Source organism: Sphingomonas sp. GC_Shp_6 (assembly GCF_026540835.1).
In the GTDB taxonomy this organism is placed as follows: Bacteria; Pseudomonadota; Alphaproteobacteria; order Sphingomonadales; family Sphingomonadaceae; genus Sphingomonas.
In genome coordinates this window covers 12,130-31,937 of sequence record NZ_JALNUO010000016.1, presented here as the reverse complement: position 1 = coordinate 31,937, position 19,808 = coordinate 12,130, and the positions used below count along the sequence as shown (strand labels likewise).

Annotated in this window: 15 protein-coding genes; 10 read left to right on the top strand and 5 right to left on the bottom strand. The window is 66.8% G+C overall.

The genetic code is table 11. The annotated features are described in order from the left end of the window. Positions 1 to 178 precede the first annotated feature (178 nt). Complete coding sequence (locus OXQ95_RS15370) at positions 179 to 1,483, bottom strand: sugar MFS transporter (RefSeq protein ID WP_267382352.1); 1,305 nt, start codon at positions 1,481 to 1,483, stop codon at positions 179 to 181. Between the two features lie 133 nt (positions 1,484 to 1,616). Here OXQ95_RS15370 and OXQ95_RS15365 point away from each other — a divergent pair, with 133 nt between their 5' ends. The 6 genes from OXQ95_RS15365 (at position 1,617) to OXQ95_RS15340 (ending at position 11,233) form a co-directional block, all read left to right on the top strand. Beyond that, positions 1,617 to 2,765 (top strand): aldose epimerase family protein, encoded by a 1,149-nt coding sequence (locus tag OXQ95_RS15365; protein WP_267382350.1) that lies wholly within the window; start codon positions 1,617 to 1,619, stop codon positions 2,763 to 2,765. An 11-nt stretch (positions 2,766 to 2,776) separates the two neighbouring features. Beyond that, complete coding sequence (locus OXQ95_RS15360; RefSeq protein WP_242095764.1) at positions 2,777 to 4,567, top strand: IlvD/Edd family dehydratase; 1,791 nt, start codon at positions 2,777 to 2,779, stop codon at positions 4,565 to 4,567. Between the two features lie 76 nt (positions 4,568 to 4,643). Then, positions 4,644 to 5,942, top strand: a complete 1,299-nt coding sequence (locus tag OXQ95_RS15355) for an Hsp70 family protein (protein ID WP_267382348.1) — start codon at positions 4,644 to 4,646, stop codon at positions 5,940 to 5,942. 64 nt (positions 5,943 to 6,006) lie between these two features. Next, the gene (locus OXQ95_RS15350) at positions 6,007 to 10,038 is read left to right on the top strand and encodes a Pls/PosA family non-ribosomal peptide synthetase (protein WP_267382346.1); all 4,032 of its coding nucleotides are present in this window, start codon (positions 6,007 to 6,009) and stop codon (positions 10,036 to 10,038) included. Then, complete coding sequence (locus OXQ95_RS18830; protein WP_267382344.1) at positions 10,035 to 10,706, top strand: 4'-phosphopantetheinyl transferase superfamily protein; 672 nt, start codon at positions 10,035 to 10,037, stop codon at positions 10,704 to 10,706. The genes OXQ95_RS15350 and OXQ95_RS18830 overlap by 4 nt, the downstream gene beginning before the upstream one ends. Continuing rightward, on the top strand, positions 10,703 to 11,233 hold the full coding sequence (locus tag OXQ95_RS15340) for a GNAT family N-acetyltransferase (RefSeq protein ID WP_267382342.1): 531 nt from the start codon (positions 10,703 to 10,705) through the stop codon (positions 11,231 to 11,233). Before OXQ95_RS18830 ends, OXQ95_RS15340 begins: the two co-directional genes overlap by 4 nt. A 4-nt stretch (positions 11,234 to 11,237) precedes the next feature. Here the strand turns inward: OXQ95_RS15340 and OXQ95_RS15335 are convergent, their stop codons facing one another. The 4 genes from OXQ95_RS15335 to OXQ95_RS15320 all read right to left on the bottom strand — a co-directional run bounded on the left by OXQ95_RS15335 (position 11,238) and on the right by OXQ95_RS15320 (position 15,513). Then, positions 11,238 to 11,645: a hypothetical protein gene (locus OXQ95_RS15335; RefSeq protein ID WP_267382340.1), complete on the bottom strand. Its 408-nt coding sequence runs from the start codon at positions 11,643 to 11,645 to the stop codon at positions 11,238 to 11,240. A gap of 62 nt (positions 11,646 to 11,707) precedes the next feature. Next, the gene (locus OXQ95_RS15330; RefSeq protein WP_267382338.1) at positions 11,708 to 13,003 is read right to left on the bottom strand and encodes a glycoside hydrolase family 130 protein; all 1,296 of its coding nucleotides are present in this window, start codon (positions 13,001 to 13,003) and stop codon (positions 11,708 to 11,710) included. A gap of 40 nt (positions 13,004 to 13,043) precedes the next feature. After that, positions 13,044 to 14,087, bottom strand: coding sequence for an aldo/keto reductase (locus OXQ95_RS15325; RefSeq protein WP_267382336.1), 1,044 nt, complete (start codon positions 14,085 to 14,087; stop codon positions 13,044 to 13,046). A gap of 103 nt (positions 14,088 to 14,190) precedes the next feature. After that, positions 14,191 to 15,513 carry an MFS transporter gene (locus tag OXQ95_RS15320; protein WP_242095772.1) on the bottom strand — a complete coding sequence of 441 codons (1,323 nt, stop codon included), beginning with the start codon at positions 15,511 to 15,513 and terminating at the stop codon, positions 14,191 to 14,193. Positions 15,514 to 15,645: 132 nt separating this feature from the next. Here OXQ95_RS15320 and cyoA point away from each other — a divergent pair, with 132 nt between their 5' ends. Genes cyoA through cyoD form a run of 4 tightly spaced genes read left to right on the top strand, consistent with a single transcriptional unit; the run spans position 15,646 to position 19,806 of the window. After that, positions 15,646 to 16,746: a ubiquinol oxidase subunit II gene (gene cyoA / locus OXQ95_RS15315; protein WP_267382334.1), complete on the top strand. Its 1,101-nt coding sequence runs from the start codon at positions 15,646 to 15,648 to the stop codon at positions 16,744 to 16,746. Between the two features lie 23 nt (positions 16,747 to 16,769). Continuing rightward, entirely contained in the window at positions 16,770 to 18,779 is a 2,010-nt protein-coding gene (gene cyoB, locus OXQ95_RS15310) for a cytochrome o ubiquinol oxidase subunit I (protein WP_267382332.1), read from the top strand. Next, complete coding sequence (cyoC, locus tag OXQ95_RS15305; protein WP_267382330.1) at positions 18,776 to 19,420, top strand: cytochrome o ubiquinol oxidase subunit III; 645 nt, start codon at positions 18,776 to 18,778, stop codon at positions 19,418 to 19,420. Before cyoB ends, cyoC begins: the two co-directional genes overlap by 4 nt. Beyond that, positions 19,417 to 19,806 carry a cytochrome o ubiquinol oxidase subunit IV gene (gene cyoD, locus OXQ95_RS15300; RefSeq protein ID WP_267382328.1) on the top strand — a complete coding sequence of 130 codons (390 nt, stop codon included), beginning with the start codon at positions 19,417 to 19,419 and terminating at the stop codon, positions 19,804 to 19,806. The genes cyoC and cyoD overlap by 4 nt, the downstream gene beginning before the upstream one ends. Positions 19,807 to 19,808: the final 2 nt, after the last annotated feature.

The window sequence follows — 19,808 nt, the reverse complement described above, 5'->3', positions numbered from 1 at the left end:
TGGGCGCGCCTAGCGCGGGAGACGTTACCTGGACCCGTTCGCCCCGAGCTTGTCGAAGCCTGTCCTGAGCTCCCCCGAAGGGGACCTGTTCAGACTGCGAGGGCGCGTGCGGAGAGCGCGGTTCGCTAAGCTCAGCACGAACAGAAGAGAAACTGGATCAATTTAACGTCATGCCGTTCTAGATCTGCCGCTCGGGCAATGCGGCGGTGGGCTTGGCGCCCCAGACCGCGTAGAACAGCACGTACAGCTCGCACGCCGCGGTCAGCAGGAACGACGCCTGGAGACCGTAATGGTCCGCGAGCCAGCCCTGTACGATCACCAGCGAACCTCCGGCGATCGCCATGATGAGCAGCCCGGCGCCCTCTTCCGTCAGCGGTCCCAGACCCCGGATGCCCAGCGTGAAGATCGTCGGGAACATGATCGAGTGGAACAGCCCGACCGAGATCAGCGCCCACATCGCGACATGGCCGGTGGCGAAGCTGGCGACCAGCATCACCGCGCACGCGCCCACGCTGGCCAGCGCCAGCACGCGCTCGGCGGGCACGGTGCGCATCACATAGCTGCCGAGCAGACGCCCCACCATCATCCCGCCCCACAGGATGAACAGATAATGCGATGCCTGTTCGTGGGTGAGGTTGCCGATCTGCGGCTGGCTGACGAAATTGATGAACAGGTTCGCCACGCCGATCTCGGCGATCAGGTATATGAAGATCGCTGGGATGCCGAACACCAGATTGCGGTGCGCCCAGAGCGACTGGCCGCGCCGCTCCGCCTTGGCCGCACGCTCGGTCGCCGCGCCCATCGCCGGCAGCGGAAAGCGGGCGATCACGACCGCGAGCACGACGAGAATGCCGGCTACGATGAGATAGGGCAGCACGACCGATTGCGCGTCGGCCAGCCGCTCGGCCGGCGTCAGCGCGGCAGCGCCCGCCACCGCCGTGCCCGACGTCGATCGGCCGAGGATCAGATAGCCGCCGAACAGCGGCGCCAGCGTCGCACCCGCCGAGTTGAACGCCTGGACGAGGTTCAACCGCGACGACGCGGTCTCGGGCGGCCCCACCACCGCGACATAGGGGTTGGCCGCGACCTGAAGCAGCGTGATGCCGCTGGCTATCACGAACAACGCGACGAGCGTCACGCCATAGGAGGGGATGCGCGCGGCGGGCACCATCAGCAGCGCCCCCCCAGCCATCAGCGCGAGGCCGAACACCATCGATCGTTGATAGCCGATCCGCTCGATCAGCTTGGCCGAGGGGATGGAGGCGAAGAAATAGGCGATGAACCACACGCTCTCGATCAGCGTGGTCTGCGTGTAGCTCAGGTCGAACACGCTGCGCAGATGCGGCAGCAGCGTGTTGTTGATGACCGTGATGAAGCCCCACATGAAGAACAGGCTGGCCAGCAGCGTCAGCGCCGAGCGATAGCTTGGGCCGGCCGCCGCTTCGCTCGTCGCCGCGCCGGTAAGCCCGATCGGTGTTGCCATGCCCTGATCCTCTTTTTCTATACCGTATCGGCACCCAAAGGTCTGCCGCACAGCTTGCCCTCGTTGTTCTTGTCGGACTATATAGGATCGAACGGCCCGTCAACGGGGCCGATGGTCAGCAAGGGTGGGGTGCATGCGAAGAATGAGCAAGCTGGGATCGGCGATGATCGCCTTGGTCTCGTCGATTGCGGCGCACGGGATCGCCGATGCCGCCGAGGCCCGGCGCGAACCGGCGGGAACGCTGAAGGACGGTGCGGCGGTCGAGGCCGTCACGCTCGCCAACGCCCACGGCGTCAGCGCGCGGATCCTGACCTACGGCGCCACGCTGCAGGCGCTGATGGCGCCCGATCGCCAGGGCCGGGTCGCCGACGTCATGCTGGGCTATGACGATGCGTCCTCTTATGCCGAGCATCCCAATTTCTTCGGCGTGACCGTCGGCCGCTACGCGAATCGCATCGCCGGCGGCCACTTCACGCTCGGCGGCAAGACGTATCAGTTGCCGCTGAACGACAAGACGAACTCGCTGCACGGCGGCGGCAAGGGTTTCGACAAAACGCTGTGGCGGATCGCGTCGGTGAAGAGCGGGGCGAACGCCAGCGTCGTGCTCACGCATCGCAGCCCCGATGGCGAGTCCGGCTATCCGGGCAATCTGGACGTCAGCGTCACCTATTCGCTCGACGAAGCCGGCGCGCTGACCATCGCGTTCGAGGCCAAGACCGACAAGCCGACGATCGTCAACATGACCAACCACGGCATCTTCGACCTAGCGGGCGAAGGCTCGCCGAATGGCGCCACCGGGCATCGGCTTACGATCCCGGCGCGCGCGATCACGCCGGTGGACGCCCGCCTGATCCCGACGGGCGCGCTGCGTCCGGTCGCTGGCACGGTGTTCGATTTCCGCACGCCCCGCCGAGTCGCCGACGGCATCCGCGACGGCCGCGATCAGCAGATCCGCTACGGCCAGGGCTACGATCACAATTTCGCGCTCGACAAGGGCCTGACCGCGACACCCGAACTGGCGGCGCGACTGGAGGACCCGCAATCGGGCCGCGTGCTCGAAGTGCTGAGCACCGAGCCCGGCGTGCAATTCTATACCGGCAATTTTCTCGATGGCACCTATCTTGGCAAACATGGCCATCTCTATCGGATGGGCGACGGCATCGCGCTCGAGCCCCAGAAATTTCCCGACGCGCCCAATCAGCCGAACTTCGTTTCGGCACGCGTCGATCCCGGCAAGCCTTACCGGCATGTCATGATCTACCGCCTCTCCACGACCCGCTGAAAGACACTTCGATGAACGATGCTCCCCGTCTGCGCAGCCGTGCGTGGTTCGACAATCCCGACAATATCGACATGACGGCGCTGTATCTGGAGCGTTATCTGAATTTCGGGCTCAGTCTGGAGGAGCTTCGGTCGGGCCGGCCGATCATCGGCATCGCCCAGACGGGCAGCGACCTTTCGCCGTGCAACCGCCACCATCTCGTGCTGGCCGAACGCGTGCGCGAGGGCATCCGCGAGATGGGCGGCATCGCGCTCGAATTCCCCGTCCACCCGATCCAGGAAACGGGCAAGCGTCCGACCGCGGGGCTGGATCGCAACCTCGCCTATATGGGGCTGGTCGAAACGCTCTACGGCTATCCGCTCGATGCGGTGGTGCTGACGATCGGTTGCGACAAGACGACGCCCGCCTGCCTGATGGCCGCGGCCACCGTGAACATTCCGGCGATCGCGCTGTCCGTCGGGCCGATGCTCAACGGTTGGCACAAGGGCGAGCGCACCGGCTCGGGCACGATCGTGTGGAAGGCGCGCGAGCTGCTCGCGACGGGCGAGATCGACGAGGCGGGTTTCATCAAGCTCGTCGCCTCGTCCGCGCCGTCCACCGGCTATTGCAACACGATGGGCACGGCCACCACGATGAACAGCCTGGCGGAAGCGCTGGGCATGCAGTTGCCGGGCTCGGCCGCGATCCCCGCGCCGTATCGCGATCGGCAGGAGGTGGCCTATCACACCGGTCGGCGGATCGTGGAAATGGTACACGAGGATCTGAAACCCAGCGACATCCTGACGAAAGAGGCGTTCCGCAACGCCATCGTCGTCAATTCGGCGATCGGCGGATCGACCAACGCGCCGATCCATCTGGCCGCGATCGCGCGTCACATCGGCGTCGACCTGCCGATCGATGACTGGCAGACGCATGGCCACAAGGTGCCGCTGATGGTGAACCTGCAGCCCGCAGGCGAATATCTGGGCGAGGATTTCTACCGCGCGGGCGGCGTTCCCGCGGTGGTGAGCGAACTCATGCGCCAGGGTCTGATCCACGAGGATGCGATCACCGCCAACGGCAAGAGCATCGGCGACAATTGCCGCGAAGCGACGATCGAAGACGAAAAGGTGATCCACCGCTTCGCCGAGCCGTTGAAGGAGGAAGCGGGCTTCATCGTGCTGCGCGGCAATCTGTTCGACAGCGCGATCATGAAGACGAGCGTCATCAGCCCCGAATTCCGCGCCCGCTATCTTTCCAATCCGGACGATCCCGATGCATTCGAAGGGCCTGCGGTCGTGTTCGACGGGCCGGAGGATTATCATCACCGGATTGACGATCCGTCGCTCGGCATCACCACCGATACGTTGCTCTTCATGCGCGGCGCGGGGCCGATCGGCTATCCGGGCGCGGCCGAAGTCGTGAACATGCGGCCGCCCGCCTATCTGATCCGCGAGGGGGTGCATGCGCTGCCCTGCATCGGCGATGGCCGGCAATCGGGCACGTCGGGCAGCCCGTCGATTCTGAACGCCAGTCCCGAAGCGGCGGCGATGGGCGGCTTGGCGCTCATCCGCACCGGCGACCGGGTCCGCATCGATCTGGGTCGCGGCAGCGCCGACGTGCTGATTCCCGATGACGAACTGGCCGAGCGGCGGCGGGCGCTGACCGCGACGGGCGGCTATGCCTATCCCGCCTCGCAGACGCCGTGGCAAGAGATCCAGCGCAGTGTGGTCGGCCAGATGCAGGACGGCGCGATCCTCGAAGGCGCCGAGAAATACCAGCGCATCGCCCAGACGATGGGCCTGCCGCGCGACAACCACTGACACGCATCCGCCGGGTGACGATGCATGTGCCACCCGGCGGCTTGTGGACCCCGACGGGGCGTGTAGGGCGCGCGGCATGACGAACCCTCCCCCCTTCGCGCTCGGACTGGATTTCGGCACCACCAACACCGTCGCCGCGGTCGCGCGCGGCGGGGTGGCCGAACTCGTGGCGCTGACCGGGCCGGATGGCGAGCCAGAACCGGTCTTCCGCTCGGCGCTCTGCTTCTGGCAGGATGACGACACCCGCGGCGGGATCGCGGCGGAAGGCGGCCCCTGGGCGATCGCGGAATATCTCGCCGATCCGGGCAGCAGCCGATTCCTGCAATCGTTCAAGTCGGTCGCCGCCAACGCCTCGTTCGAACATGCGAGCGTGTTCGAACGCCGCTACCGGTTCGAGGAGCTCGGGCGGCTGTTCCTCGACAAGATGGCGGCGCGCGCTGGCGGTCCGCTCGACGGCGGCGCGGCGCGCGTCATCGTCGGGCGGCCGGTGACCTATGCCGGCCATCGCCCCGACGAAGCGCTGGCGCGCGAACGCTATGGGGCGATGATGGCGGGACTCGGCGCCGAGATCCATTATGTCTACGAACCAATCGGCGCGGCGTTCAGCTATGCCGCGCGCATCACCGAACCCGCCACGATCCTGGTCGCCGATTTCGGCGGCGGCACCAGTGACTTCTCGGTCGTGCACATCGCCAAGCCGGGCGCGGCGCGGCGCTGCATCCCGCTGGGCTCGGCCGGCGTCGGCATCGCAGGCGACCGGTTCGACTATCGGCTGATGGACCAGCTCGTCCTGCCGCTGCTCGGCAAGGGCGGCGGCTATCGCTCGTTCGACAAGGTGCTGGAGATCCCCGGCGGCTGGTATGCCGATTTCGGCGACTGGTCGCGGCTCGCGCTGATGCGCAACCGGCGGACGCTGGCCGAACTGGAGACGCTGCGCCGCGCCGCGATCGATCCTGCCGCGATCGGGCGGATGATCGCGGTGATCGAGGGCGAACAGGGCTATGCGCTCTACGATGCGGTGAGTGCGGCCAAACGCGCGCTTTCGATGGGCGAGGACGCACGCTTCGCGTTCGAAGGCGGCGGTCTTTCGATCGAGGCCGGGGTGACTCGCGCGCAGTTCGAGGCGTGGATCGCGCCCGACGTGGCACGGATCGAGGCGGCGGTGGACCGCGCGCTCGAATCGGCGGGCATCGAGGCCGCGGCGATCGACCGGGTGTTCCTAACCGGCGGCACCTCGCTCACGCCGCGGTTGCGCCGCCTGTTCGCCGAGCGGTTCGGTGAGGAACGCCTCGCGAGCGGTGGCGAACTCACGTCGGTGGCGCATGGCCTCGCGCTGATCGGCGAGCAGAACGACGTCGCTGCCTGGGCCGCATGACCACAAGAGTTCGCAACGCCGGCACCCCATGGCGCGTGGCGCGTTGAACGGGCACAGGAGCCTCATGACCGCCACCGATTTCGCCGACGTGCAGCAGCACGCAGCCCCCGATACCAAGCGCGAGGCCTCGATCGCCGCCGCACCTGCGCTCCGCCCGCAGGAGCCTTATGCGCGCGACGAACTGCTCCACGAGATCTTCGATGGCGTGGCGCGCGCGAACCACGCGTCGGTCGCACTCCAGTTGCTCGGCGCGGACGACGAATATGGCCGCCGGGATCACTGGACCTATGGGGACCTTCGCCAGCGCAGCCTGGGGCTCGCGCATCACCTGCGCGGGCTCGGCATCGGGCGCGGCGACCGCGTCGTCATCTGCCTGCCGCGCGGGCTCGATCAATATATGGCAATCCTCGGCGTGTTGTGGACGGGGGCGGCCTATGTGCCGGTCGACTGGGGCTACCCCGCCGACCGGATCGATTATATCGTGGGCGACAGTGGCGCGGCGTTGACGCTCACGCTGTCCGATCGCGTGGCCACGATCCCCGGTGCGACGCTCGCGATCGACGCCGCACTCGGCGATATCGCAGCGGAACTGCCCGAGGGGCTGACGCGGGCCGACACCGGGTCGGAACCGGACGATTTGGCGTACATCATCTACACCTCGGGCACGACCGGCCGCCCCAAGGGGGTGATGATCCGGCACCGCAACGCATGCCATCTCGTCCGCTGCGAAAGCGCGATCCTGGCGCTGGAGCCGAGCGACATCTGCTTCGGCGGGTTCAGCCTTGCCTTCGACATGTCGGTCGAGACGATGTGGACCGCGTTCTTCGTCGGCGCGCGCGTGATCGTGCCGACCGAGGCGCTGGCCAGCAGCGGGCCCGACATCGCCGTCGCACTGGACGCCGCGGGCGTTACCATCTGGCACGTCGTGCCCTCGCTGCTCGCGCTGGTCGAGCATCCCTTGCCCAGCCTCCGCTTGCTGAACATGGGCGGCGAGGCCTGCCCGCCCGAACTGCCGCGGCGCCTCGCCCGGCCCGGGCTCCGGCTGCTCAACACCTATGGCCCGACCGAGACGACGGTCACCGCGACCTGGACCGAGCTCCAGCCCGGCCAGCGGATCACGATCGGCAAGCCGCTTCCCGGCTATACCGCGTGGATCGTCGACGAGGCGCTGCAGCCGGTACCGGCGGGCCAGGAGGGCGAGTTGATCCTCGGCGGCCCCGGCGTGGGCGCCGGCTATGTCAACCGGCCCGACCTCACCGCCGAAAAGTTCGTCATGACGCCGTTCGATGGCCTGTCGGGCGTGCCCGAGCCGGTCTATCGATCGGGCGATCTCGTCCGGCTCGATGCCGCGGGCGACATCGATTTCGTCGGCCGGATCGACACGCAGGTGAAGATCCGCGGCTTCCGCGTCGAACTCGCCGAGATCGAGTCGGTCATCGGCGAATGGCCTGGCGTCGCGCAGACGGTCGTCCAGCTGTTCCGCGACGATGACGGCGCCGAATTCCTGGCCGCCTTCCTGCTGCCGCGCGGCGACGAGGCGATCGATCTCGCCGGACTGCGCGACCGCGTGAAGGAGCGCCTACCGGGCTATATGCGCCCCGCCGCCTATCAGCTCCTCCAGGCGTTCCCCACCCTGCCCGCCTCGGGCAAGGTCGATCGCAAGGCGCTCGTCCGCCCGCAGGTGGAGGCGAGCGCCGATCATGTCGTGGTCGCGCCCTCCACACCGATGGAGGCGAAGCTCCACACGATCTGGGCCGCCGCCTTTGCGCCGCAACCCGTCTCGGTGACGGACGATCTGTTCGACGATCTGGGCGGCCATTCGCTGAAGGCCGCGCGGCTCGTATCGTCGGCGCGCAAGGTGTCGGGCCTGGAAGGCCTGTCGCTGGAGGATCTCTACGCCGCCCCCACGATCCGCGCGCTGGCGCTGCGGATCGGTGGTGCGGCGCCCGTCGCGGTGCTGGACGAGACGAGCTTCCCGCGCGTCGGCGCCTGGACGCGGCGGCTGTGCGTCGCCGCGCAGACCGTCGCGCTGCTGCCGATCTTCGCGCTGGCGGGGCTGCAATGGTTCTTCCCCTATGTCGCCTATACCTGGCTGGCGGCGACCATGCCGCGGCTGGAGGCGCTGGCGATCAGCGGGCTGTCGTTCGTGCTGATCCCGATCGCGGCGATGCTGCTGTCGATCGCGATCAAGTGGATCGTGATCGGTCGCTACAAGGCGGGCGATTATCCGCTTTGGGGCGGCTATTACTTCCGCTGGTGGCTGGTGCGCCGCGTGATCGGCGCCACCGCCACGCCTTATCTGGCGGGCACGCCGATGATCCGCGGCTATTACCGGATGCTGGGTGCGAAGATCGGGCGCGGAGTCCATATCGGCACGGGCATCATCGATGCGGCGGACCTCATCTCAGCGGGTGACGAGTCGATCATCAGCGATCAGGCGGTGCTGGCGACGAGCGCGGTGGAGCGCGGGCTGCTGCGGCTCGGCACCGCGACGATCGGCGCGGGCGCGTTCGTCGGATCGATGGCGGTAATCGGACGCGATGCGGCGCTGGGCGACGGCGCGGCGCTCGACGAGTTGTCGTCGCTCGCCGCCGGCGCCACGATCCCGGCGGGCGAACGCTGGGCCGGATCGCCCGCGCACCGGAGCGATCATGCGCCGAACCATGCCGACACGCCGCCCGCCGGCGCGCGCGGGATCGGTCCGGCGATCGGGCTGTTCGTCGGCGCGCTGCTGCTGCCGCTCGTCGCTATCCTGCCGATCGCGCCCGGGCTGATCGCGCTGATCGAGATCGACTGGGCGACGGCGGGCTATACCTATGAGCTGCTCGCGCCACTGCTGGCGGCCACCTATGTCATCATGATGTGCGTGCTGACGGTGGCGGCGAAACGGCTGATCCTCGGCAAGGTGCGGCCCGGCGCCTATCCGCTGCGAAGCTGGTTCTATGTCCGCTACTGGTTCGTGCAGCAGGTCAACGATCTGGCGCTCCGCCTGCTTCACCCGATCTTCGCCACGCTTTACGTGATCCCCTGGTATCGCGCGCTGGGCGTGAAGATCGGGCGGCGTGCGGAGATCTCGACGGCAAGCGCGATCGTGCCCGATCTGGTCGAGATCGGGGCGGAGAGCTTCATCGCCGATTCGGTGATCTTCGGCGCGGCGCGGATCGGCCGCGGCACGATCAATCTCGCGCATACCCGGATCGGCCGGCGCAGCTTCATCGGCAATTCCGCCCTGCTGCCCACCGGCACCGCGATCGGCGACGAGGTGCTGATCGGCGTGCTCTCCAAGCCGCCCGCCGACCCGGCCCAGGCGCTCGAGCCCGGCAGCACCTGGTTCGGATCACCGCCGCTCCAACTGCCCGTGCGCCAGGTGAGCACGATGTTCGACGAGGGCGCGCGGTTCAATCCTTCGCGCCGGCTGATCGCCACGCGGCTGGCGATCGAGGCGGTGCGGATGACGCTGTCGCTCACCGTCTTCCTCGCGCTGTTCAGCCTGTTGCTCTCGGTGGTGGGCGATATCAGCGACATGGATCATGGCGGGCTGCTGATCGTGGCGAGCTTCCCGTTCCTCTATGTCGGATTCGCGCTGGCGTGCGGTGCGTTCGTGCTGGCGCTGAAATGGATCGTCATGGGCCGCTACCGCGTCACCACGGCGCCGCTGTGGAGCACCTTCGTGTGGCGCACCGAGCTGGTAACCGCGACTTATGAGAATCTGGCGGTGCCGAACCTGCTGGAACCGCTGCGCGGCACGCCCTGGCTGCCGCTCTATCTGCGGCTGATGGGCGCGAAGATCGGCAAGCGCTGCTATATCGATACCACCGATCTGACCGAACATGATCTCGTCCATGTCGGCGACGACGTGGCGCTGAACGACTTCGCCGGGCTGCAGACGCATCTGTTCGAAGACCGCGTGATGAAGGTCGGTGCGATCCGGATCGGCGACCGAGCGACGATCGGATCGCTTGCGATCGTCCTCTACGACGCGGAGCTGGGCGCGGACGCGCAGCTCGGCGATCTGTCGGTGGTTATGAAGGGCGAGACGCTGCCGGCGGGCACGAGCTGGGAGGGCAGCCCCGCGCAGATCGCCGCTGCGGGGTGATCCCCGTCTGGCATGACGGGCCGCTCGCCACGCTCGTTCCCGGTAGCGGCCTCGTGGTCTGGAGCGTGGCAACGCGTACCGATCCGGGCATCGTGCCCAGCGCCGAGGATCTGTCCGACGCGGCGCGGGCGACGGACGGCGCCGGGCGGCTCGCCAGGCGACTGCTGGCACGCGCACTGGTGAGGCACGTCGCCGGGTGTGCGTCGGATGCCGTGACGATCCGCCGCGACGCGCATGGCGCACCCATCGTCGTCGCGCCCGCCGGCTGGTACGTGAGCCTGTCCGGGCGCAGTGATCGGGCCGTGATCGGCGTCGCCCGCGTGCCGGTCGGCGTCGATCGCGAACCGCTGGCCGGTGGTGACGTCCCATGGGACATGTTGACGCCCGACGAGGCGGCGTCGCTTCAGGCGCTTCCGCCAGGTTCACAGTCCGCGGCCTGGCTGACCCGCTGGACGATCAAGGAAGCGCACGCCAAGCTCGTCGGCGAACCACGGCGAATCGCTCCCGAGGCGGTCGCGACGCATGTCGACCAAGCCGGCCATGGCGGCGCGACGTTCGAGGGGCGGTCCGAGAGCTGGACGCGGATCGCGTATGATGGGATGGAAACCGTCGCGATCTGGCAGGATGAGGTGCGTGGCGGCCCGGCATCGCCTAATGGCGCGACATGACCCGCATCCATATCCGCCCCTATGTCGAGTCCGATCGCGCGGCCGCGCTCGCGATCTTTGATTCCAATCTCCCCGAATATTTCGGACCGGGCGAACGCGAATGGTTCGGCGATTCGCTCGACGAGCTCGACGGCCCCGCCTTCCTCGTCACCGTGGACGGCACGCCTGCCGCGTTCGGCGGGTATGAAATCTGGGACTATTATGACAAGGCGCTGCTCTGCTGGGGCATGGCGGCGCGAGCGCATCACAAGAGCGGGCTTGGCCGCCTATTGCTCTTCGAACGTCTGCTGCGGATCGCGCGCGAGGACTCACCGCGCACCCGCTACGTCACGGTCGATACGTCGCCACTCGTGTCGCCCTTTTTCCAGCATTGTGGGTTCGAACTGAGCAGCGTCTGGCCCGGCGGTTATCGCTCGGGGCTCGACATGCACGAGCTTCGCTACGACCTGTCGGCCACGACGGAGGCAGCGCTGGTCGCGGCGCGCGATGCGGCATGGGCGCGGGCCGAAAGCCGGCTCGCGCCCTGATCGCTTACCAGAAGTCCGCAGGGTTCGGGCTCGGCGCGTTGCACGCCGCCGGATGGCCCTTGTGGCAAGCCTCGACCTGCGCGCGCCAAGCCATCATGGCATCGGCATAGGCGCGCTGCTGGTGCGCATAGACGCGTGCGTCGTTGGCGGCGATGCGATGGTTCGCCATCACTGCCTGGCGGTATGCCGCCATGTCCTGATCCGCGCTGCCCTGGACGGCGGCGTTGACCGCGTCCGTCGCGGCGGCCTGTTGCTGGCTCTGCGCCGCGGAGACGGCATTGGCCGCTGCCACGCCGGGCGCGCCGGCGGGCTGGGCATGACCCGTATTGTCGGTGTCGCTGACCTGCCGCGCGATCGCGCCGGTGGAGAGTAGGGCGGCCGATGCCAGGCCGAGAAGAAAGATGCTTTTCATTATCGCCATCCTGTGTTGATCCATGTCGCGCCGAACGGCCGAACCGGCCTGAGCGTTCCGGATCACGCCATGGCGTCGAGTAGCGCGTCGAGCTTCACACTCGCGAAGGTCGCGAAATTGTCGGCGACGCCATAAGGGAGCAGCAGCGTGCGATCGTGAACCAGCGCGCCGCAGCTATAGACGACGTTCGGCACATAGCCGTCGCGTTCCTTGGGGCTGGGATGGACCAGGGGCAGCGTCATCCGCTTCAGCACCTTGGACGGATCGTCCTTGTCGAGCAGTGCCGCCCCCATGCAATAGGTGCGCACCGTGCCGACGCCGTGGGTGAGCACCAGCCAGCCCTCTTCGATCTCGATCGGCGAACCGCAATTGCCCATCTGGACGAACTCCCAAGGCCATTTGGGCGTGATGAGCTTCTCGCCCGTTTCCCAGGTGTAGAGATCGTCGGACATGAGCAGCCAGACATTCTCGTTGTCCTGCCGCCCCAGCATCGCATAGCGACCACCGATCTTGCGCGGAAACAGCGCCATGCCCTTGGACTGCGCGGCGGCACCCTTCAGCGCCCGCATCTCGAAATTGCGGAAATCCTGCGCGTGCAGCATTTCGGACCGCGCCGCGCTGCCGCTGAACGCGGTGTAGGTGCCGAGATAATGGACCTCGCCGTCATCCTCCACGAAGCGGACCATGCGCAGATCCTCGATCCCCTGCCGCTGGCTCGGCGTCACCGGGAACAACACCGTCTCCGACGGATCCTCGCTGCCCTCGCAGCGGATGCAGACGACGGTATCCTCGCCATCGCCGTTCGCCGCCAGGATCTGCGGCGCGACGACCGTGTCGCTGACACGGTCGATCGTCACCGTTCCGTCGGCCGACCAGACACCCGTGCGGAAGGTGACCGATGAGACATGGCCCTCGCCGATCCCGCGCAGCGACATCGCAAAGCGAAGAGCGCCCTCGGGAACGCCGGACTGGTCGGTGGCGGGAACGATGCTCGGGTTGAACAGCGCCGCCGCTTCGAACGAATATTCCTCGGTGAAATAGGCGCCGATCAGCAGCTTGTGATCGCGGTCGAGCGTGTCGGGATCGATCGTCAGCCCCTGCACCTCGTCGAAGCGGCGAAGCAACACCGCCTCGACATGGCGATGGCGGCTGTTGAGCGCCCCCACGACTCGCTCGAGCTCGAACGCCAGATCCGCCGCGTCCAGCGTCATGACGCGATCGACGATCCGCTGGGCACGGCTATGCCCCTCCACGCGGAAGCCGTCCGGATCGGACAGATCGAACGGCCGAAGCACCGTGCGCGACGGATCGGGGCGAAGGATCACTTCGAGATGGGTCATGATGTCGGTGCCGGGCATGCGCGCTCCTGCAGGAATGAGGCGGATCGAAACGGATGGTTCAGTCGCGGCGTCCGGTCGCGAGCTGATCGCGGCGGCCCTGACCCTGCCGCTCGAACATCCAGCCGGGATATTCGGGTGGCAACGCGCTCACCGCGTCGAGCGTGGCCAGATCGTCCGCCGAGAGGACCAGATCAACCGCGCCCAGATTGTCGACGAGCTGCTCGGGCTTGTTCGCGCCCACGATCACGCTCGTCACCGCCTTCTGATGGAGCAGCCAGGCCAGCGCCACCTGCGCCACCGAAGCGCCGTGCGCCTCTGCGATGGGACGGATCGCGTCGATCACATCGAAGCCGCGATCCTTGTTCACCGGCGGGAAGTCGAACGCCGCGCGACGCCCTTCCCCGCCCTGCTGATCGCGCGCATATTTGCCCGAGAGGAAGCCGCCCGCGAGCGGGCTCCAGACCATCAGGCCGACGCCTTCGGACGCCATCATCGGCACGAGTTCGCGCTCCAGATCGCGCCCGGCGATGGTGTAATAGGCCTGGAGCGAAGCGAAGCGGTGAAGACCCAGCCGTTCGGAGATGCCCAGCGCCTTGGTAATCTGCCACGCCGCCCAGTTGGAGACGCCAATATAGCGGACATGACCATGTTCGACGAGCGTATCGAGCGCCCGCAGCGTCTCCTCGATTGGAGTCGCATCGTCGAAGCCGTGGAGCTGGTAGAGATCGATATGATCGAGCTGGAGCCGCTTGAGGCTCGCCTTGCAGGCGTCGATCAAGTGATAGCGGCTGGACCCGCGGCCGTTCTGGCCCGGCGCCATCTGGCCGAACGCCTTGGTGGCCACCACGATCTCGTTCCGGGAGATGCCGAGATTCCTCAGCGCCTGCCCGGTGATCTCCTCCGACGCCCCTTCCGAATAGACGTTCGCGGTGTCGAGGAAGTTGATGCCGCCATCGATAGCGGACTTCACCAGCGCGTCGGCCTGATCCTGGCCGAGCGTGCCGATCTTGCTCCACATCTCGCCCTTGCCGCCGAACGTCATCGTGCCAAGGCAGAGTTCGGACACGAACAGGCCGGTGCGGCCAAGGGTCTTGTAACGCATGATGGTTCCTCGCGACGTGCAGGTTGCGAGCGCTCAACGCGCGGACGGGAAGAAGGTCCTCGGGGGGCGCAGCCCGCGCACCCTTTTTGGCTACGGCCGCCGATCAGCGGCGCGCGAGCTCCTTGTTGATGTACAGCGCGATCAGCGTCCCCGCCGAGCCCGACAGCAGATAGCCGCCCGCCGCGAGCAGCCCGTAATGGCTGGCGAGTTCGAGTGCGATCAGCGGCGCGAAGGCGGCGCCGACCAGCCAGGCGAGGTCCGAGGTGAGCGCGGCGCCGGTGTAGCGGCGGCTGGTGGCGAAGTTCGCCGTCACCGCGCCCGACGACTGGCCGAATGCCAGCCCGAGCAGCACGAAGCCCGCGATCATGAACACCAGCTCGCCCGCCGTGCCGCCGTTGAGCAACTGCGGCGCGAAGCCGCTGAACGCCGCGATCGCGGCGGCCGACGCGCCGAGCAGCGTGCGCCGCCCGACCCGGTCGGCGATGAGCCCCGATGCCACCACCGCGAAGAAGCCGAAGATGCCCGCGATCACCTCGATGCCGAGGAACCGCGCCGCACTCTCATGCGCGAACAAATAGACCCAGGAGAGCGGGAAGACCGTGACCATGTGGAACAGCGCGAAGCTCGCGAGCGGCGCGAAGGCGCCGATGACGATCGTGCGCCAGTCGCTGCGCACCGTATCGACGACTCGCGAGGGCTGCAGCTCGCGGCTTTCGAACAACGTGGTGTAATCCGGCGTCGACACGATCCGCAGGCGCGCGAACAGCGCCACCACGTTGATCGCGAACGCGACGAAAAAGGGATAGCGCCAGCCCCAATCGAGGAAATCCGCGCTCGACAGCGTGGTGACGAAGAAGGCAAACAGGCCGCTCGCCACCATCAACCCCAGCGGCGCGCCGAGCTGCGGGATCATCGCGTACCAGCCGCGCTTGTGCTCGGGCGCGTTCAGCGCGAGCAGCGAGGCAAGGCCATCCCACGCGCCGCCGAGCGCGGCCCCCTGCCCGATCCGGAACAGCGCGAGCAGGATCGCCGACCACACGCCGATCGTCTCGTAACCCGGCAGGAACGCCACCGCCGCGGTCGATCCGCCGAGCAGGAACAGCGCGATGGTCAGCTTCGTGCCGCGGCCCAGCGCGCGATCGATGCCGAGGAAGATCAGCGACCCGAACGGCCGCGCGATGAACGCCAGCGAGAAGATCGCGAAGGCATAGAGCGTGCCCGTCAGGCGATCGACATACGGGAAGACGAGGCTGGGGAAGACCAGCACCGACGCGATCGCATAGACGAAGAAGTCGAAGAATTCCGACGTGCGCCCGATGATGACGCCGATCGCGATCTCGCCCGGCGCGATCTCGCTGTGGCGCGTGTTGATCGCGCGGGCATCGCGCTCGGCCGTGCCGGACGTCGGGGCGATCTGGACGGTCATGACTTCTTCCTGGCAACGGCGACGACGGATCCCGGGCGGGACCCGCGATGGTTATGCCGCATCGCACCGCGATTGTGGATTGGACAAAATGTCCACTGTTGCAGCGCAGCGCAAAAGGGTAGCGCCCCGACCATGTTCCAGCCTGCCCGCCTGCTCCGCACCCTGGCCGCAACCGGCGCGCTCGCCCTGCTCGGCGGGTGCGATCTCGTCGTGATGAACCCGATGGGCGACGTGGCGGTCCAGCAGAAGAATCTCGTGATCATCGCGACGGTGCTGATGCTGTTGATCGTGGTGCCCGTCATCGCGCTCGTCGGCGTGTTCGCGTGGCGCTACCGCGCCGCCAACACCGAGGCGCGCTACGATCCCGAATGGGACCATTCGACCCAGCTGGAGCTGGTGATCTGGGCGGCGCCGCTGCTCATCATCATCTGTCTCGGCGCGGTGACATGGACGGGCAGCCACCTGCTCGATCCCTATCGCCCGATCGATCGCGTGGCACCCGGCCGCGGCATCGCTGCCAACACCAAGCCGCTCGAGGTGCAGGTGGTGGCGCTCGACTGGAAGTGGCTGTTCATCTATCCCGAATATGGCTTCGCGACGGTGAACGAAGTGGCCGCGCCGGTCGATCGCCCGATCGCGTTCCGGCTCACCTCGTCATCGGTGATGAACGCCTTCTACATCCCGACGCTCGCCGGCATGGTCTACACGATGCCGTCGATGGAGACGAAGCTCCACGCCGTCATCAACAAGGCGGGCGATTACGAAGGCTTCTCGTCCAACTATAGCGGCGCGGGCTTCTCGCACATGCGCTTCCGCTTCTACGGGATGACTGACGCCGGCTTCGCGGCCTGGGTCGCGCGCAACAAGGCCGCGGCGGGCACGCTCGACCGCAGCCGCTACGAAGTGCTGTCGCAGCCCACCGAGAAGGTGCCCGTGCTCCGCTTCGGCCGGATCGATCCGGGCCTGTTCAACGCGATCGTCGGCCAGTGCGTGAAGCCGGGTACCACGTGCATGACCGAGATGATGAAGATGGCGCCGGGCGATACCGCAGGCGTGGCGCATGAAGGCAAGGGCCGGCCCGAGGGCAAGGACGCCAAGTCGCCGCTGACCACCACCGATGCCGGCGGCCCGCCGCCCGCCGATCCGACCGACATCCGCCAGCGCGGGCCCTCCTCGCCGGCTCGCTCGGGTACGCCCCAATCCACGGCGCCGCGCGCCGGCACTCCGAACTGATCGTCCTCCAGATGGCCACCCCGATGCAACCCTCCCCGTTTTCCGTCAGCCCGATCTTCGGCCGCTTCACGCTGGAATCGCTGCCGCTTCACGAACCGATCGTGGTCGGCACGTTCGTTGCGGTGGCGCTCGGCGGCGCCGCGCTGCTGGCGGCGCTCACCTATTTCAAGCTCTGGGGCTATCTCTGGAAGGAATGGTTCACGACCGTGGACCATAAGCGCATCGGGATCATGTACATGATCCTCGGCGTCGTGATGCTGCTGCGCGGCTTTTCCGACGCGATCATGATGCGCGCGCAGCAGGCGATGGCGTTCGGCGGATCCGAGGGCTATCTCAACGCTCACCATTACGATCAGGTGTTCACCGCGCACGGCGTCATCATGATCTTCTTCGTGGCGATGCCGTTCGTCACCGGGTTGATGAACTATGTCGTGCCGCTCCAGATCGGCGCGCGCGACGTCTCGTTCCCGTTCCTCAATAATTTCAGCTTCTGGATGACCGCGGGCGGCGCGGTGATCGTGATGATGAGTCTGTTCGTCGGCGAATTCGCGCAGACCGGCTGGCTCGCGATGCCGCCCTTGTCGGGGATCAGCTACAGCCCCGGCGTCGGTGTCGATTATTATATCTGGGCGCTCCAGATCGCGGGCGTCGGCACCTTGCTGTCGGGGGTCAACCTGATCGCGACGATCGTGAAGATGCGTGCACCCGGCATGACCATGATGAAGATGCCGATCTTCTGCTGGACGTCCTTGTGCACCAACGTGCTGATCGTGGCCGCGTTTCCGGTGCTCACCGCGGTGCTCGCGCTGTTGACGCTCGACCGCTATGCCGGCACCAACTTCTTCACGAACACGCTGGGCGGCAACCCGATGATGTACGTGAACCTGATCTGGATCTGGGGTCACCCGGAGGTGTACATCCTGATCCTGCCCGCGTTCGGCATCTTCAGCGAGGTCACCTCGACCTTCTGCAGCAAGCGCCTCTTCGGCTATACATCGATGGTCTATGCCACCTTCGTCATCACGCTTCTCGCCTATGTCGTATGGCTGCACCATTTCTTCACCATGGGATCGGGTGCCAGCGTCAACTCGTTCTTCGGCATCACCACGATGGTGATCTCGATCCCCACGGGGGCGAAGATCTTCAACTGGCTGTTCACCATGTACCGTGGGCGGATCCGGTTCGAACTGCCGATGATGTGGACGATAGCCTTCATGGTCACGTTCGTGATCGGCGGCATGACAGGCGTGCTGCTCGCCGTGCCGCCTGCCGACTTCGTGCTCCACAATTCGCTGTTCCTGGTGGCGCATTTCCACAACGTCATCATCGGCGGCGTGCTGTTCGGCATCTTCGCCGGGATCAACTATTGGTGGCCCAAGGCGTTCGGCTTCAAGCTCAACGAATTCTGGGGCAAGGTGTCGTTCTGGAGCTGGGTGTCGGGCTTCTACTTCGCGTTCATGCCGCTCTACGTGCTGGGGCTGATGGGCGTCACCCGCAGACTGCGCACCTTCGACGATCCCTCGCTCCAGATCTGGTTCGTGATCGCCGCGTTCGGGGCGTTTCTGGTGGCGGTGGGAATCGGGGCGATGCTCATGCAATTCTATGTCAGCATCCGCGACCGCGAGAGCCTGCGCGACGTGACGGGCGATCCTTGGAATGGCCGCACGCTCGAATGGGCGACCTCGTCGCCGCCGCCCGACTACAACTTCGCCTTCTCGCCCGTCGTGCATGACGGCGATGCCTGGGCGGACATGAAGGCGCGCGGCTATGTTCGGCCGACCTCGGGCTTCAAGCCGATCCACATGCCGCGCAACACCGGCGCGGGCATGATCCTGGCGGGCTTCAGCGTGGCGTTCGGCGTCGGCATGATCTGGTATGTGTGGTGGCTCGTCGCGATCAGCTTCGTCGGGCTGCTCGCCACCGCGATCGGCCACACGTTCAACTATAAGCGTGATTACCACATCCCGGTCGACGAGGTGATCGCCACGGAGGGTGCGCGCACCCGCCTGCTGACGGCGGGAGCGATCGCATGAGCGCGACCGTAGCCGACACGACGGGCTCGACGGCGGAGGAACGCCGCGACGTGTTCCATCTGGTGGAGGAGCACGACCATCCCGAGGGCGCGAGCACGATGCTCGGCTTCTGGATCTATCTGATGAGCGATTGCCTCATCTTCGCGATGCTGTTCGCCACCTATGGCGTACTCGGCACCAGCTATGCGGGTGGCCCCGGCCCCCGCGAGCTGTTCGAGCTGCCGCTGGTGGCAGTCAACACCACGATGCTGCTGCTGTCGTCGATCACTTATGGGTTCGCGATGCTGGCGATGACCGACGGCAAGCGCGGCGCCACGCAGTGCTGGCTTGCGGTGACGGCGCTGTTCGGCCTCGCCTTCCTCTCGATCGAGATGTACGAATTCCACGGCCTGATCCACGAAGGCGCCGGGCCGCAGCGCAGCGCGTTCCTGTCGTCCTTCTTCACCCTGGTCGGCACGCACGGGCTGCACGTCACCTTCGGCATCATCTGGCTGGTGACGCTGATGGTGCAGGTGCAGATGAAGGGCCTGATCCCCGCCAACCGGCGGCGACTGATGTGCCTCAGCCTGTTCTGGCATTTTCTCGACGTGATCTGGATCGGCGTCTTCACCTTCGTCTACCTGATGGGAATGCTGCGATGAGCGCGCATCACGACACCAACCCGGGCCATGTCGATGCGCATGGCCATCATGACGACGAAGAGGCGCACGGCTCGCGCAAGGGTTACTGGATCGGCTTCGTCCTCGCCGCGATCCTGACCGCGATCCCGTTCTGGCTGGTGATGACCCATCCGCTGTCGAACGCGGCCACCGCTCTCGTCATCATGGGCTTCGCGATCGTCCAGGTGATCGTCCACATGATCTTCTTCCTGCACATGAACCGCCGGGCGGAGGGGGGCTGGTCGATGATGGCGCTGCTCTTCACGCTCGTCGTGGTCGGCATCTCGCTCTCGGGTTCGCTGTGGGTGATGTACCACATGAACGCCAACATGATGCCGACGGCGCAGGTGATGGACCATATCGAGTGAGC